This is a genomic window from Lentzea pudingi (genome assembly GCF_014646255.1).
GTDB lineage: Bacteria > Actinomycetota > Actinomycetes > Mycobacteriales > Pseudonocardiaceae > Lentzea > Lentzea pudingi.
Genome location: NZ_BMNC01000001.1, coordinates 496491 through 511761 on the forward strand (window position 1 = coordinate 496491; position 15271 = coordinate 511761).

18 protein-coding genes are annotated in these 15271 nt (G+C 69.8%); 13 read left to right on the top strand and 5 right to left on the bottom strand.

What is annotated here, in order from left to right:
• Nucleotides 1-38: 38 nt before the first annotated feature.
• From IEY88_RS02295 to IEY88_RS02315, 5 genes are all read left to right on the top strand, one after another.
• Nucleotides 39-662, top strand: coding sequence for a TetR/AcrR family transcriptional regulator (locus IEY88_RS02295; protein WP_189152863.1), 624 nt, complete (start codon nt 39-41; stop codon nt 660-662).
• Entirely contained in the window at nt 659-2209 is a 1551-nt protein-coding gene (locus IEY88_RS02300) for an MDR family MFS transporter (RefSeq protein ID WP_189152864.1), read from the top strand. Before IEY88_RS02295 ends, IEY88_RS02300 begins: the two co-directional genes overlap by 4 nt.
• A gap of 101 nt (nt 2210-2310) precedes the next feature.
• Nucleotides 2311-3522 carry a serine hydrolase domain-containing protein gene (locus IEY88_RS02305; RefSeq protein WP_189152865.1) on the top strand — a complete coding sequence of 404 codons (1212 nt, stop codon included), beginning with the start codon at nt 2311-2313 and terminating at the stop codon, nt 3520-3522.
• Between the two features lie 5 nt (nt 3523-3527).
• Nucleotides 3528-4379, top strand: a complete 852-nt coding sequence (locus tag IEY88_RS02310) for a sensor histidine kinase (protein ID WP_229693119.1) — start codon at nt 3528-3530, stop codon at nt 4377-4379.
• A complete protein-coding gene (locus tag IEY88_RS02315) occupies nt 4376-5005 on the top strand; it encodes a response regulator (RefSeq protein WP_189152866.1) in 630 nt (209 codons plus the stop codon). Before IEY88_RS02310 ends, IEY88_RS02315 begins: the two co-directional genes overlap by 4 nt.
• 6 nt (nt 5006-5011) lie before the next feature.
• Here the strand turns inward: IEY88_RS02315 and IEY88_RS02320 are convergent, their stop codons facing one another.
• Both IEY88_RS02320 and IEY88_RS02325 read right to left on the bottom strand, forming a co-directional pair.
• Nucleotides 5012-6457 carry an aldehyde dehydrogenase family protein gene (locus tag IEY88_RS02320; protein WP_189152867.1) on the bottom strand — a complete coding sequence of 482 codons (1446 nt, stop codon included), beginning with the start codon at nt 6455-6457 and terminating at the stop codon, nt 5012-5014.
• Between the two features lie 29 nt (nt 6458-6486).
• Nucleotides 6487-7371 (bottom strand): IclR family transcriptional regulator, encoded by an 885-nt coding sequence (locus IEY88_RS02325; RefSeq protein WP_189152868.1) that lies wholly within the window; start codon nt 7369-7371, stop codon nt 6487-6489.
• 81 nt (nt 7372-7452) lie between these two features.
• Here IEY88_RS02325 and IEY88_RS02330 point away from each other — a divergent pair, with 81 nt between their 5' ends.
• From IEY88_RS02330 to IEY88_RS02345, 4 genes are read left to right on the top strand one after another with little or no spacing between them, the layout of a single operon-like run.
• A complete protein-coding gene (locus tag IEY88_RS02330) occupies nt 7453-8190 on the top strand; it encodes a phosphotransferase (protein ID WP_189152869.1) in 738 nt (245 codons plus the stop codon).
• Between the two features lie 23 nt (nt 8191-8213).
• Nucleotides 8214-8366 carry a hypothetical protein gene (locus IEY88_RS02335; protein ID WP_170176115.1) on the top strand — a complete coding sequence of 51 codons (153 nt, stop codon included), beginning with the start codon at nt 8214-8216 and terminating at the stop codon, nt 8364-8366.
• A gap of 15 nt (nt 8367-8381) precedes the next feature.
• Nucleotides 8382-8558 carry a hypothetical protein gene (locus IEY88_RS02340; protein ID WP_189152870.1) on the top strand — a complete coding sequence of 59 codons (177 nt, stop codon included), beginning with the start codon at nt 8382-8384 and terminating at the stop codon, nt 8556-8558.
• A 22-nt stretch (nt 8559-8580) separates the two neighbouring features.
• Nucleotides 8581-9576, top strand: coding sequence for a YdcF family protein (locus IEY88_RS02345; protein ID WP_189152871.1), 996 nt, complete (start codon nt 8581-8583; stop codon nt 9574-9576).
• 10 nt (nt 9577-9586) lie between these two features.
• On the opposite strand, the gene IEY88_RS02350 is transcribed toward IEY88_RS02345, so the two are convergent.
• Nucleotides 9587-10090 (bottom strand): DUF305 domain-containing protein, encoded by a 504-nt coding sequence (locus tag IEY88_RS02350; protein ID WP_373294006.1) that lies wholly within the window; start codon nt 10088-10090, stop codon nt 9587-9589.
• 52 nt (nt 10091-10142) lie between these two features.
• On the bottom strand, nt 10143-10469 hold the full coding sequence (locus IEY88_RS02355; protein WP_229693016.1) for a hypothetical protein: 327 nt from the start codon (nt 10467-10469) through the stop codon (nt 10143-10145).
• A 61-nt stretch (nt 10470-10530) separates the two neighbouring features.
• On the opposite strand from IEY88_RS02355, the gene IEY88_RS02360 reads away from it, so the two are divergent.
• Nucleotides 10531-10989 carry a DUF4396 domain-containing protein gene (locus IEY88_RS02360; protein ID WP_189152872.1) on the top strand — a complete coding sequence of 153 codons (459 nt, stop codon included), beginning with the start codon at nt 10531-10533 and terminating at the stop codon, nt 10987-10989.
• A gap of 5 nt (nt 10990-10994) precedes the next feature.
• Here the strand turns inward: IEY88_RS02360 and IEY88_RS02365 are convergent, their stop codons facing one another.
• Complete coding sequence (locus IEY88_RS02365; RefSeq protein WP_189152873.1) at nt 10995-11441, bottom strand: hypothetical protein; 447 nt, start codon at nt 11439-11441, stop codon at nt 10995-10997.
• Between the two features lie 171 nt (nt 11442-11612).
• Here IEY88_RS02365 and IEY88_RS02370 point away from each other — a divergent pair, with 171 nt between their 5' ends.
• The 3 genes from IEY88_RS02370 to IEY88_RS02380 are packed head-to-tail and all read left to right on the top strand — an operon-like array spanning nt 11613 to nt 14813.
• Nucleotides 11613-13898, top strand: coding sequence for a glycosyl hydrolase family 18 protein (locus IEY88_RS02370; protein WP_373294026.1), 2286 nt, complete (start codon nt 11613-11615; stop codon nt 13896-13898).
• A gap of 47 nt (nt 13899-13945) precedes the next feature.
• Entirely contained in the window at nt 13946-14380 is a 435-nt protein-coding gene (locus IEY88_RS02375; RefSeq protein WP_373294007.1) for a helix-turn-helix transcriptional regulator, read from the top strand.
• 10 nt (nt 14381-14390) lie between these two features.
• The gene (locus IEY88_RS02380) at nt 14391-14813 is read left to right on the top strand and encodes a VOC family protein (protein WP_189152874.1); all 423 of its coding nucleotides are present in this window, start codon (nt 14391-14393) and stop codon (nt 14811-14813) included.
• Nucleotides 14814-15271: the final 458 nt, after the last annotated feature.

A 15271-nucleotide genomic window follows, 5' to 3' on the forward strand; every position in this document is an offset into this window, starting at 1 on the left:
CTTGCAGTGACTGCAAAACGATCCGGTACTCTTGCCTCGTGAACCAGCCGGGGGAGAGCCTGCGCGACCGCAAGAAGCGCCAGACGCGGGCCGCACTCGAACGGGCGACCGTGCGTCTCGCCGCCGAACGCGGCTACGACCACGTCACCGTGGACGAGATCGCCGCCGAGGCCGACGTGTCGGTGCGCACGTTCTTCAACTACTTCGCGAGCAAGGACGAGGCGCTCATCGGCGCGGACCCCGAGGCGGGCCCGCGCATGGCCGAGCGGATCCTCGCCTTCCCCGACGCCGTGACGCCGTTCGAGGCGTACCGGCGGTCGGTGCTCGCGGAGATCACCGATGAGCTGAACAACGCCCGCGACCTGTGGCTGCTGCGCAAGGAAGTCCTCATGCAGCGGCCGGACCTGCTGGTCCGGGCCTTCGCGAACAGCGCGGAGTCCGAGCAGCTGCTCGCGAACGCGGTGGGACAGCGGGCAGGGCTGCCCGAGTCCCACCTCTACCCACGCCTGCTCGTCGCCGCAGGAAGTGCCGCGTTCCGTTGTGCCGTAACGCGTTGGGCACTCGACGACAGCGTCGCGCTGGGTGAGCTCGTCAGCGAGGCGCTCGGGCTGTTCGGCACCGGGCTGGCTCACGCACCAAGTAGTCACGAAGGGGGATCATGAGCACCGAGGCAGAAGTGACACCAGTCCACAGCAGACGCGACGTCGTCCAGGCGCTGTGGGGCCTGATGATGGGCATGTTCGTGTCCATCCTGGCCAGCACGATCGTGTCGAACGCGTTGCCGAGGATCGTCGCCGACCTGAAGGGTTCGCAGTCGATCTTCGCGTGGATCGTGACGGCCGAGCTGCTCGCCATGACCGCGACCGTGCCGTTGTGGGGCAAGCTCGCCGACCTCTACAGCCGCAAGCTGCTGATCCAGGCGTCGCTCGGCCTGTTCGTCGCGGGCTCGCTGATCGCGGGCTTCTCGCAGAACGTCGAGATGCTCATCGTCAGCCGCGTCGTGCAGGGCCTCGGCGCCGGTGGCGTCACGGCGCTGGCGACGATCGTGATGGCCGCGATGATCCCGCCGCGTGAGCTCGGCAAGTACTCCGGCATGTTCGGCGCGGTCTTCGGCGTCGGCACCGTCGCGGGCCCGCTGATCGGCGGCGTCCTCGTCGACACGTCGTGGCTCGGCTGGCGCTGGTGCTTCTTCATCGGCATCCCGTTCACCCTCGCCGCGATCTACATGCTCCAGCGCACCCTGCACCTCCCGGTCGTGCGCAAGGAGGAGACGAAGATCGACTACCTGGGCGCGTTCCTGATCGTGTCCGGTGTCTCGACGCTGCTGATCTGGTCCTCGCTCGCCGGCCAGAAGTTCGAGTGGGCGTCCGGCTGGACCGCGGGTCTGGTGTCGCTGGGCGTGCTGCTGCTCGTGGCCGCCGTCCGCGTCGAGGCGAAGGCGCACGACCCGATCGTGCCGCTGTCGATCTTCCGCAACCGCACCGTGTCGCTGGCGACCGTCGCCAGCGCCCTGGTCGGCATCGCGATGTTCGGTGGCACGGTGTTCCTGTCGCAGTACTTCCAGCTCTCGCTCGGCAAGACGCCGACCCAGGCCGGCCTGCTGGGCCTGCCGCTGATCTTCGGCCTCCTGGTCTCGTCCACCGTGGCCGGTCAGCTGATCACGAAGTTCGGCAAGTGGAAGGCGTTCCTCGTCGCCGGTGGCGTGTTCATGGTCGGCGGCATGCTGCTGCTGTCCACGATCACCGCCACGACGACGGTGTTCATGGTGTCCGTGCACATGTTCGTGCTCGGCGTCGGCGTCGGCCTGATGATGCAGAACCTGGTCCTCGCCGCGCAGAACGACGTGCCGGCGCGCGACCTGGGCGCCACCACGTCCACTCTCACGTTCTTCCGCTCGCTGGGCGGCGCGATCGGCGTCTCGGCGCTGGGCGCGGTGCTGGCCAACAAGGTCTCGTCCCTCGCGGCCGAGAAGTTCGGCGCGATGGGCGGCGACGCGGCCGGCCACCAGGTGCCGGACCTCTCGGTGCTGCCGCCGGAGCTCAGGGCCGTGATCGCCGACATCTACGCGACGGCGACCGCGGAGATCTTCCTGGTGGGCGCGCCGTTCGCGGTGCTGGCACTGCTCGCGGTGCTGTTCATCAAGGAGAAGCCGCTCAAGGAGACGAGCGGTGACGACCGGCTGGCGGCGGAGATGGCCGCAGGTCACTGATCACCGAGTTCTCTCGCCGGGCGGACCCCTGACTTTCGTCGGGGGTCCGCCCTGTCTTTCAGGTCGGGTCTCCCCGCCCGCCGATCCCTAACTTCAGTCCCATGATGATCTGGGGGGCAGCACTCACGCTGCTGGTGTCCACGTACATGGGGGAGGCGTCGCTGCCCGGCGTCGCGGTCGCGATCACCAAGGGGGACCAGGTGATCGCGGTGCGGGGCTTCGGCCACGACTCGTCCGGCGCGCCGATCACCGAACACTCGAAGATGACGATCGCGTCGGTCAGCAAGTCGTTCACCGCCCTCGCGGTCCGGCAGCTCGCGGACGCCGGGAAGATCGACCTCGACCGGCCGGTGTTCGACTCGCGCGTCACGCCGCGGCAGCTGCTCGCGCACACGTCCGGGATCAGCGACCGGACGTTGCCGGAGAAGAGCCTGAAGCAGCCCGAAAACCCCGAAGGAGCGGTGGAACGGGCTCGCGAGGCTTTGAAGGCAGCCGTGCCCGACGAGACGTTCCGCTACACCAACACCAACTACCACCTGCTCGCCCGGCTGGTCGAGCAAGCTTCGGGCGAGAACTTCAACGCCTACCTGAAGAAGCACGTGTTCGAGCCGCTCGACATGAAGGACACCGTGGCGATCGACGTGACGCCAAGGGACCTGCCGTCCGACTACCGCAAGGGGTACGGCTACGCCTACGGGTTCTCGGTGCCGCTGACCGAGCCCGACCGGTTCGTCACCGGTTCCGACGGGGTGATCACGACCGGCGCCGACATGGCCAAGTGGCTTGCCGCGCAGCCGAGACTCCAGCCGCGGGACGGGATGGGCTGGAAGGCCGACCAGCAGGGACGGTTGCGGCACAACGGGATCTGGTTCACGGGCACGGCCGGTCAGCTGCTGACGGCGTCCGGGTACGGCATCGCGGTCATGTCCAACAGCGGGTTCACGCTCGGCAACGAGGGCACGTACCTGCTCGAGAACGGGATCGCCGCGATCCTCGACGGCACCGAACCCGAGGAGCCGGAGTCCTACCGGCTGCTGATCGACCTGGTGCTCGCCGGGCTCACGCTCCTGTCAGTCGGACTGGGGATCCGTGCGTTGCGGCGGCCGAGGAGGTTCCACAAGGCGTGGCAGGTGTTCAGGTTCGTGCCGCTGGGCGTGCTGCTGGCGGCGCCGACGTTGCTGGGGCTGCTGTACGGCGGTGGGCGCGACATCACTTTCTTCCAACTGGCGCACTACTCGCTGCCTCTTGTGGTGTGGTTGGGCGTGTCCAGTGCGATGAACACGAGTCTGGCGGTCGTGAGGTGGGTGCGTTGAGGGTCGTGGCGCTCGCGGGCTGCGTGGCGACGGCGTTGGGCATGTCGTTCCTCATGGACAGGAACGTGCCGCCGTGGACGGTCGGAGTGTGCGCCGGGCTGTTCGTCGCCGCCTTCCTGCTCGGCCGGCGGAGGGCGCCCGGCTGGCCCGCGATCCTGTTCGCCGCGGGCCTCATCGGGCTCACACAGCTGGTCGTCGTCGGCCTGGCGGTGGCGCTGCCGTGGTTCCTCGGGCGGGCCGCCGGGCAGCAGGCCGCGTTGGCCGCGGCCGAGGTCGAGGCCGCTCACCTGCGGGAACGCACCCGGATCGCGCACGAGGTGCACGACATGCTCGGCCACGAGCTGAGCCTGCTCGCGTTGCAGGCGGGCGCGCTGGAGATGACCCTGCCACCCGAGCACCAGGCCGCCGCGGCCCGGCTCAGGATGACGGCCTCGGACGCCACGGAACGGCTGTCCGCGCTGGTGTTCCTGCTGCGCGACGGCGAACCGCCCGCGGTGACCGACCTGCGGGACCTGGTGGACCGCGCGGTCGCCGCCGGGATGAGCGTGGAGTTCACAGTGGAGGGTGACATCCCGTCCACTGTGGAGCGCACCGTGCACCGGGTGGTGCAGGAGGCGCTGACGAACGCGGCCAAGCACGCGCCCAGGTCCGCGGTGGAGGTGAGGGTGACGTCGGCGCAGGGCAGCACCGTGGTCGAGGTCGGCAACGAGGCGGGGCCGCGCCGGGGCGCGGGCAGCCGGCTGGGCCTGGTCGCGTTGCGGGAACGGGTGCGGATCGCGGGCGGTACGCTCCGGGTCGGCCGCGGCGAGGGCCGGTTCGAGCTGGTCGCGACGGTGCCGCACACGGGGGAGCTGTGATCCGGGTACTGCTCGCGGACGACGAGGTGCTGGTGCGGGCCGGGGTGCGCGCCATCCTCGGCTCCGATCCCGGACTCGAGGTCGTCGCGGAGGCGGCCGACGGGCGCGAGGCGATCGACCTCGCGTTGAAGCACCGGCCCGACGTCGTGCTGATGGACATCCGGATGCCGCGCCTCGACGGGCTGGAGGCGGCGCGCGAGCTGGCGAAGCTCGGGTTCGGTGTCGCGATGCTGACGACGTTCAACGACGACGGCTACCTGGAACGCGCGCTCGACGGTGGCGCGCGCGGGTTCCTGCTGAAGTCGGGGGATCCGCGCGAACTGGTCGCGGGCGTGCACGCGCTGGCGTCCGGTGGCGCGTACCTGGCGCCGAAGGTGGCGGCCCGGATGATCACGCGGTTCCGCGGCGGGCGGGTCGGGCAGGCGCGGTCGCGGGTCGAGTCGCTGACCGCGCGGGAACGCGACGTGCTCGCGTTGCTGGGCCAGGGCCTGTCGAACGCGCAGATCGCCCGGCGCCTCGACCTGGTCGAGGGCACGGTGAAGGGGCACGTGAGCGCGATCCTGAGCCGCCTGGGCGCGGAGAACCGCGTCCAGGCGGCCATCGTCGCCCACGAAGCAGGCCTCTAGGAGCGTCTAGAAGGGGAAGTGCCCGTGCTCGCTGGCGATCGTCACCCAGCGGGTCACGGAGAACGCCTCGATGCCCCAGCGGCCACCGAACCTGCCGTAGCCGCTCGACTTCACGCCACCGAACGGCGCCTGCGGCTCGTCGTCGACCGTCTGGTTGCCGACGTGCACGATGCCGGTGCGGATGCGGTGCGCCAGGCCGAGTCCGCGCCGTGAGTCCTCGGTGAGGATGCCCGCGGTGAGGCCGTGCTCGGTGTCGTTCGCGATGGCCACGGCCTCGTCGTCGTCCGCGACGGGCACGACGACGACGGCCGGGCCGAAGATCTCCTCCTGGAACACGCGCATCTGCGGCGTGACGCCGTCGAGCACGGTCGCGCCGCCGTCGCCGCCCGCCCGCACGGTGGCGCCGTTCGCGACCGCGTCCTCCACCAGCGCGGCGACCCGTGCGGCCGACCGGGGGTTGATCACCGGGCCGATCACGGTGCCGGTGTCGGAGGGGTCGCCGTGCGGCAGCGAACCGACCTTGGCGGCGAGCTTCGCGGTGAACTCCTCGGCCACGGACCGGTGCACCAGGATGCGGTCCGTCGACATGCAGATCTGGCCCGCGTTGTGGAAGGCGCCGAACGTCGCCGCGTCGACCGCGTGGTCGAGGTCGGCGTCGTCGAGCACCAGCAACGAGTTCTTGCCGCCGAGCTCCAGCACGGCGGGCTTGAGGTGTTGTGCCGCAAGGGTTCCGACGATCCGGCCGACCTCGGTGGACCCGGTGAAGTTCACGGCCCGCACGCGGGAGTCGGTGATCAGCGCCTCGGCCACCGCCGCCGCGTCCTCGGGGGCGTTCGTGACGACGTTGAGCACGCCCGCAGGCAACCCGGCCTCGTGCAGCACGTCCGCGATGAACAGCCCGGCCGCGATCGGCGCGTCCTCACTGGGCTTGAGCACCACGGTGTTCCCGGCGGCGATCGGCGCGGCCACGGCCCGCGTGCTCAGGATGACCGGCGCGTTCCACGGCGCGAACGCCGCGATCACGCCGAGCGGCTCCCGCACCGCCAGCGACAGCTGACCGGGAACCTCCGTCGTCAGCACCTCGCCGACGGGCTGGGTGACCGCCGCGGCGGCCTCGCGCAGGATGTTCGCCGCGAGCATGACGTTGAACCCGGCCCATCCGCCGACACCGCCGACCTCGGCGGCCATCAGGGCGACGACCTCGGGTGTTTTGGACTCCAGCACGTCCGCGGCCCGCAGCAGGATCCCGCGCTTCACCGACGGTGACGTGGCCGCCCATCCGGCGAAGGCCTGCTCGGCCGCGTCGACGGCCCGTGCGACGTCCGCGGGCCCGGCCGCCGCCACGACGGCGTGGACCTCGCCGGTGAAGGGGTTGAGGTCGTCGGTGGTGCGGCCGTCCAGCGCGGGAACGCTGTCGCCGCCGATGAGGAGCTCACGCTTTTCGCTTGCCACGAGCAGGATCTAAGCCGCAGGCGGCCTGATCATCCAAGTCCGGCTTCCGGTGGGTGGAAACCGGGCTCCAGCATCCGCGCGATGCCGCGGGCCGCCACCTGCAGCGCCGCGACCAGCCGGGCGCGCACGTTGCGCAGGTCGGGCACCACGATCCCGAGCGCCGCCACGACGTGCCCGTGCACCTCGACCGGCACCCCGACGCTGCACGCGCCGAGCGTCATCTCCTCGAACGTCTGCGCGTACCCGTCCCGTCGGATCCGGTGCAGCTGGGCTCGCATCCGTCCGGGCTCGGTGACCGTGAACGCCGTGAGCCGCGTCAGGCCGTGCGTCAGCACCTCGTCCTGCACCTCCGCGGGCGCGTGCGCGAGCAACACCTTGCCCACCCCGGTCGCGTGCAACGGCAGCCGGCTCCCGGTGGTGCTCACGATCGGCACGGACGCGTGCCCGGAGACCCGGTCGAGGTACAGGACCTCGGTGCCCTCCCGCACGGCCAGGTGCACCACCGCTCGCGTCGCCGCGTGGATGTCGTGCAGGAACGGCTCCGCGACCCGGCTCAGGTCGACCTCTCCGGCCGCGAGCAGCCCGAGCCGCCAGATCCGCCGGCCGATGACGTACTCCCCGGAGTCGAGCCGCCGCACCGCGCCCCATTCCGCCAGTTCGGCGAGCAGCCGGTGGGTGGTGCTGACCGGCAAGCCGCTGCGCCGTGCGATGCCGCTCAGGGTCTGGCGGCGGTGCCTGCTGTCGAAGGTGCCGAGCAGCGACAGCAGCTTGGAGGAGACGGTGGCGGCCACACCCGGATTCTGCCCGGTCCGTTCCAGCTCGACCGGGAAGACGCACGCGGGTCCTCCGGCCGGGTGCACAGCACCACCGCGCGCCACGGAGTCGGTGGAGCTGATCGACGAGGTCCTGGGCATCCCCGTGAGACCGGCAGCCTCGTGGACCGCCGAGGGGAAAGTCGCTTCGGGCGCGCGGGAGTTGCTGATAACACTGGGCGCGTGACTTATCTCGGTGAAGGCTGGGACAGCACGGCCGTCCTGGTCGGCGGGCGCTGGGTGGAACGACGGCCGCGCCGCCCGGAGATCGGGCCGCAGCTCCTGCGCGAGTCGGTGGTCATGCCGTGGCTCGCACCCCGGCTGCCCCTGCCCGTCCCGGTGCCCGTGGTCGTGTCGGAGGACCCGGTGGTGGTGCGGCACGAGCTGGTGCCGGGCGGGGAAGTGGCGTCGCTCGACGCCGTCCAGGGCCGTCAGCTCGGCGAGTTCCTGCGCGCCCTGCACGCGGCCCCTGTCGCCGAAGCCGCCGAACGTGGCGTCGGCACGCTGCGGCTCCCGCTCGAACGCTTCCGCGCCGAGGTGCGGGTACCCGGCGGTGAGGCGCTGCTGGCGCGGCTCGACGGCCTGCCCGCCGACACGCTCGTCCACGGCGACCTCGGCCCTGAGCACGTGCTGGGCCGCGACGGCGTGCTGACCGGCGTGATCGACTTCGGCGACCTGCACGTCGGCGACGCGGCCATCGACCTCGCGTGGGCACTGCACTGCACACCGCCCGGGTTCGCCGCCGCCCTCGCCGAGACCTACGGGGTCACGCCCGCGCTGCGGGAGCGGGCGTTGATCTGGCACCAGCTCGGGCCGTGGCACGAAGTCCTGCACGGCAACGACATCGGCGACCAGGAGGTCGCGAAGATTGGGCTGGCCGGAGTAGTGCGGCGGTTGGAGATCGGGGTATCCCCGACCTGACAGCCACTTCCGAGGAGGACGAGATGCCCTGGGTTCGCCAGCACCGCCGCAGCCGCCCCTACAGCTGGTTCGGCTCGACGACGGTCCGCCGCCACTACCGCAGGCCGCAGGGTTCGATGTGGATCGTGGTCGCCGCCGTGCTCGCCGTGATCCTGCTGCTCGTCGTCCTGTTCTGAGGGTAGTGTCGGGGCATGGGACAGTTGGGCGAGTTGTTCCCGGGCCCCAAGGTCCGCCGCGAGGCGACGGACGCGGGCACGGGTGAGGACTACGAGGAGACCGGGCCGCTCGACCTCACGGCGGGCGCGGTCCGGCTGAGGCCGCGGCCGAAGCCGGCGCCCGAACCGGAGAGCGCCGAGAGCACCGAGTGATCACCGGTACTACCCTTGCCCGGTGCTAGCCGGGCTGCTCTTCCTCATCCCCGCCACCTTCTTCGTCGTCGGCGTGTTTCGTGACCGCCGGAGGCTCAGCAACGCCGTCTGGCTCGGCATCACGCTGGTGATGCTGCTCCTGCTGCTGGCCGAGGCCGGGCAGGACAACCCCGTGGTGAGCCTGCCGCTGCTGCTCGCGTTCGGGCTGGCGGTGCTGGGCCTGCTGCTGCTCCCGCTGGCGTTGCTGGCCAACGGGTTGGTGATGGTCCGCCGCGAGGGCCGCTCGCTGGGCAACCTGTTGTCGTTGCTCGCGGGCCTGGCCCTGTTCGGCGAGATGGTCTACTTCTTCTGGGGAATCGCCCAGCCCAACGACTGGATCCGCGGCTCCGCGATCGGGTTGTTCCTGGTGTCGGCGTACATCGCGTTCCTGTTCGTGAGCCTGCTGCTGTACTCCGTGATCTACGGCCGCACCGGCCGCCGCCACGGGTTCGACGGCATCGTCGTGCTCGGCGCCGGCCTGATCGGCGACCGGGTGCCGAAGCTGCTCGCGAACCGGCTCGACCGCGCGATGCGGCTCTACCACCGCGACCGCGAGGCCGGCCGGTCGCCCGTCATCGTGGTGACGGGCGGCAAGGGCGCGGACGAACAGGTCTCCGAGGCGCTCGCCATGAGCCGGTACCTGTTCGAGCGCGGCGTGCCCGAGGGCGACGTGGTGCTGGAGGACCAGGCGACCACGACCGAGGAGAACCTCCGCTACAGCAAGGCTTTGCTCGCCGAACGAGGTCTCAACGGCCGGGTCGTCGCGGTCACGAACAACTACCACGTGTTCCGCACCGCCGTGCTCTCCCGCAAGCAGGGCCTGCGGTTGCAGGTCATCGGCGCGCCGACGGCCTGGTACTTCGTGCCCAGCGCGTTCCTGCGGGAGTTCGTGGCGCTCCTGGTCCGCAATCCCGTCGTGCACGGCCTGGCGTGCGCCGTGCTGATGGCCGGCGGGCTCGCGCTGACCCAGATCGGCTGACCCAGATCGGCTAGCCCAGGAGCCCCTTCATCTCGGTGATCTCCTGCTGCTGCCCGTCGACGATCGCCTGGGCGAGCTTCTTGGCCTTCTCGTCCTGGCCCTGGGCCAGTTCGGTCCTCGCCATCTCGACGGCGCCCTCGTGGTGCTTGATCATCATGGTCAGCCAGAGCCGGTCGAACTCGGCGCCGCCGGCCTTCTCCAGCGCGGCCATGTCGTCGTGGCCCATCATCCCGGCCGCGTCGTGGCCCGCGTGGTCCTGCTTCGCGCCCCACTGCGCGAGCCACTCGTTGAGCTGCGTGATCTCCGGGCCCTGGGCCTTCTCGATGCGCTGGGCGAGGTCGCGGACCTTGTCGTCGCTGCTCCGGGACGGTACGAGCTTCGCCATGTCCAACGCCTGCTCGTGGTGCGGGACCATGCCCTGCGCGAACGTGACGTCGGCGGCGGTGTTCGAAGGACTGCCGCAGGCGCTCAAAACGAGCATGCCGACGACAGCCCCGATGAGGGACTTCTTCACGGGTTTCTTCTTCTCTCTGCGTTTGTGGACAGTGCCGGGTGGACTGACGAACTCAGATCCGCAGCACGCAGAGAGTCGTGAGGAGCTGTCTTCCGCCTGGTGGCGGCCGTTGAGGAGTGCTCGGCGGCGTCTCGTCCGCGGGCTCGGCGAGCCGGGGGAGTGCCGTCCGGACCAGGAACCAGCCCAGGAGCACGACGGCGGCGGCGACCAGGACCGCGAGGCACAGGTGTGTCAGGTCGTGCTCGTGGGGCTGTTCTTCGTGGTGGGACATCGTGTGCGCGGCGTGCGGTGTCTCCGCCGCTGCGACGTGGTGCATCCCGACGACGGAGAAGACGAGCGCGCACAACAACACCCACTGGGTGAGCTTGCGCTTCGTCATGGGCGCCACCCTACGGCGCCGAGGCTTGATACGGGTACCCCCTAGGGGTATATTCTCCGCCATGGACCACCACACTCCCGCGAGTCTGACCCGGCAGGCGATCTCCGCGACGCTGCACTGCCTCACCGGCTGCGCGATCGGCGAGGTGCTCGGCATGGTCATCGGGACGGCGCTGGGCTGGAGCAACCTCGCCACGATCGTGCTGGCCGTGATGCTCGCCTTCGTGTTCGGCTACTCGCTGACGATCCGCCCGGTGCTGCGTTCGGGTCTCGCGTTCAAGGCGGCGCTCGGTGTCGCGCTGACGGCGGACACCGTGTCGATCGCGGTGATGGAGGTCGTCGACAACGCGGTGATGCTGCTCGTGCCCGGCGCGATGGACTCGGGCCTCGCGAACTGGGTGTTCTGGGCGGCGCTGGTGTTCTCGCTCGCCGTCGCGTTCGTGGTGACGGTGCCGGTGAACCGGTGGATGATCGCGCGCGGCAAGGGCCACGCGGTCGTCCACCAGCACCACCGCCACTGAACCGATCAGGCGCGCGTGAAGCGCATGATCCAGTTCGTCTCCCAGTTCTCGCCGCCGTCGTAGGAGAACTGCTGCTGCCACACCGGTTCGTCGCCGGGTGTCCAGTCGAACCGGACCTTCACCGCGTGCCCGCCGACGACGTCGTCGCCGAAGAACACCCCGTGCCCGCCGCTGAACCGGCCCTCCAGCGGAGGGTCGAGCTTGCCGGGAGCACGGGTGGAGGCCCACCAGATGCGCCAGACGTCGTCGGCGGGGTCGTACTGGCGCAGGGTCATGCCCTCCCAGCCGTCGGCGAAGAAGCTGTCGATGATCGCCGCGCCGCCCAGCAGCGGTCTCGCCTCGGCCTCCGCGTCGAACTCGACCCACTCGGTGCCGCGGCCGACGATGTCGGCGAGCTTGCGGTTGGCCACCCGCCACCGGCCGTGGAGGAAGTTGAAATCGTTCTCACTCATGGAAATGACGCTAAACCGATTCACTGACACCCTTTGTCAGTGATCGTCTATTGACGCAAAGGTCTGGACCATTTTACGGTTCCCGGCAGTGGCCGCCGCCCTAGCCAGGAGGTCCTTCCCTTGCGACTGCTCGCCAGAGTGGTCCCGGTGCTAGCTCTGCTAGCCGGGACCGTGATAGCCGTGACCAACGCACCGACCGCAGCCGCAGCCCACGAGGACTGCCGGCCGGACGGGCTGTACAAGACGCCGGGTGTCGAGGTGCCGTACTGCACCGTCTACGACACCGCCGGCCGCGAGACCATGGGTGACAAGTCCAGACGCGTCATCGGGTACTTCACCAGCTGGCGCACCGGCAAGAACGGTCAGCCCGGGTACCTCGCCAAGGACATCCCGTGGAACAAGGTCACGCACCTGAACTACGCGTTCGCGCACATCGACGCCCAGAACAAGATCTCGGTCGGCGCGAACGACGCGAACAACTCGTCCATCGGCATGGAGTGGCCGGGTGTCGCCGGCGCCGAGATGGACCCGTCGCTGCCCTACAAGGGGCACTTCAACCAGCTCACGAAGTTCAAGAAGGCCAACCCGAACGTCAAGACGCTGATCTCGGTCGGCGGCTGGGCGGAGACCGGCGGCTTCTTCAATGCCGACGGCTCGCGCAACGCGTCGGGCGGCTTCTACAAGCTCGGCCAGAACCAGGCCGCGATCGACACGTTCGCCGACAGCACCGTCGAGTTCCTGCGCAAGTACGGCTTCAACGGCGCTGACATCGACTACGAGTACGCGACGTCGAACAACCACGCCGGCAACCCCGACGACTTCTGGATCTCCAACGCCAACCGCGGCACGCTGTGGGCCGGCTACCAGGCGATCATGAAGACGCTGCGCGAGAAGCTCGACCGCGCAGGTGCCGCCGACGGCAAGCACTACATGCTGACCGCCGCCGTGCCCGCCTCCGGCTGGCTGCTGCGCGGCCAGGAGGCGTACCAGGTCGTCAAGTACCTCGACTACCTGAACGTCATGAGCTACGACCTGCACGGTTCGTGGAACCAGTTCGTCGGCCCGAACGCCGCTCTCTACGACGACGGCAAGGACGGCGAGCTCTCGGCCGGTGGCGTGTACACGGCACCGCAGTACGAGGGCATGGGTTACCTCAACACCGACTGGTCGTACCACTACTACCGCGGCGCCATGCAGGCCGGACGCATCAACATCGGCGTGCCGTTCTACTCGCGCGGCTGGCAGGGCGTCACCGGCGGCACGAACGGCCTGTGGGGCAAGGCCCCGCTGCCGAACCAGTCGCAGTGCCCGCCCGGCACCGGCTCGTCCGTCGGCTCGACCACGCCCTGCGGCAACGGCGCGGCCGGCATCGACAACATCTGGCACGACGTCACCGCCGGTGGCGCCGAGGTCCCGTCCGGCGTGAACCCGTTGTGGCACACGAAGAACCTGGAAGCCAAGATCACCGGTTCCTACGGCGCCCAGTACGGTCTCGACCCGGTCAACGACCCGACCGACCGCCTCACCGGCACGTACACGCCGTACTACGACTCGACGCTGAAGTCGCCGTGGCTGTGGAACAACGACAAGAAGGTGTTCCTCTCCACCGAGACCGAGCAGTCGATGGCCGAGAAGGCCAAGTACGTGCGCGACAAGGGCCTCGGCGGCATCATGATCTGGGAGCTCGCCGGCGACTACAGGTTCGACTCCGCGAAGAACGAGTACTTCATCGGCGACACGCTGCTCTCGACCATCAACACCGGCCTCAACGGCGCCGCGCCCTACGGCGCCCTGAAGGCCACGACGCAGCAGACCCAGTCGCTGGCGGTCGACGTGGACGTGTACGGCTTCGCGTTGGGGGACAACAACTACCCGATCACGCCGAAGATCAAGTTCACGAACCGCTCCACCGTCACCATCCCCGGTGGCACGAAGATCGCGTTCGACTACGGCACCAGCGCGCCGGGCAGCATGGGCGACCAGTCGGGCTTCGGCCTGAAGGTCGTCTCGAAGGGACACAGCGGTCCCAACGTCGGTGGCCTGAAGGGTGACTTCCAGAAGGCGGAGCTCACGCTGCCGTCCTGGCAGTCGCTCGCACCGGGCGCCTCCATCGACGTGACCGTCAGCTACCAGCTGCCGATCTCGACGCCGTCGAACTTCGTGTTCACGTTCGGCGGCCAGTCGTACGCGATCAGCGCGGACTACCCGCGCATCGGTGGCGGCAACCCGCCGACCTCCACCTCCACTTCGACCACGACCACCACCACCACCACTACGACGACCACCACGACGCCGCCGACCTGCGCGCTGCCCGCGTGGGAGCGGGGCAAGGTCTACACCGGCGGCAACGAGGTGTCGCACAAGGGCCGCAAGTGGCGCGCCCAGTGGTGGACGTCGGGCGAGGAGCCCGGCACCACCGGTGAGTGGGGCGTCTGGCGCGACCAGGGTGCCTGCTAGTAGTTGAAGTCAGAGAACTGTCAGGCGCGGGCCTTAGGCTGTCCACCGTGACCGCCCAAGACCCGCGCCTGCAGGAGTTGGTGCTGCTCCGCAAGGTCCGCGACCGGATCGACCGCGACTACCGGCAACCGCTGGACGTCGCGGCGCTGGCCCGCGGCGTGCACCTGTCCGCGGGCCATCTGTCGCGCGCGTTCCGCGCGGCCTTCGGCGAGTCGCCGTACAGCTACCTCATGACCCGCCGCATCGAGCGGGCCATGACGTTGCTGCGCCGAGGCGACATGTCCGTCACCGACGTCTGCTTCGAGGTCGGCTGCACCTCCCTCGGCACCTTCAGCACCCGCTTCTCCGAACTGGTCGGCATGTCCCCGAGCCAATACCGCAAAACCGCCGCCACCGACGGCCAGGGCATCCCGAACTGCCTGGCCAAGGCCGTGATGAGGCCGATCAGGAATCGAGAAGCGGCGACCGGCCAGTCCGATTAGGTTGACCGCCATGTCAGTCATCATCGCCGCCGCGTTCCTCCCGGCAGACGACCCCGAGAAGTCACTGGGCTTCTTCCGCGACGCGCTGGGCTTCGAGGTCCGCCAGGACGTCGGCCAGGGCACCATGCGCTGGATCACCGTGGGCCCACCCGGCCAGCCGGAGACCGGCATCGTCCTGCACCCACCCGCCGCCGATCCCGGCGTGAGCGACGAGGAACGCCGGACCATCGCGGTGCTGATGGCCAAGGGCGTCTACACCGCCCTGTCGCTGGCCTCGAAGGACCTGCAGGGCACCTTCGACCGCGCACGGGCTTGGGTCGAGTCGTCCGGTGTGGGTGAGGTGTTGCAGGAGCCGGAGGACCAGCCTTGGGGGGTGCGGGACTGCTCGTTCCGCGACCCGGCCGGGAACCTGGTCCGCATCAACCAGCTCTGAACGTGGCGTCCGGTGCGGCCTGGTCGACCCGGCCCTCGTGGCGGGTCGCCGCTTCGTGGGCTTGGACGTCGGCTGGGCTTGAGGCTTGGACGTCGGGCTTGATCGCAAGTTGTCCACAGGCTGCCGAGACTCTGACCTGTGCTTATTCGGTCTTGGGTAGCCTGTGGACAGAGCGGGAACCAAAACCGGGATCCGCGCGTTGCGTCAGGAGGAATCGCGCGGGGGAGCGGTAGGCAGCGCACGGCGCGGTGTCATCGAAGTACGTCAGCGAGCGGCCGTCCGCCTCGATCCGCACGGTGAACGCCGGGATGCGGTGCTCGACCGCGGTGCTCGACCGCCATGCTCAACCGCCGAGCTGGTCAGCCGCAGCGACCCGACTGCGGCCTCGTGCCCGTCGTGCGGCTCCGTGATGTCGAACGCCGACTCGACCGCGCTGCGCCCCGGCTCGTTGGTGAGGA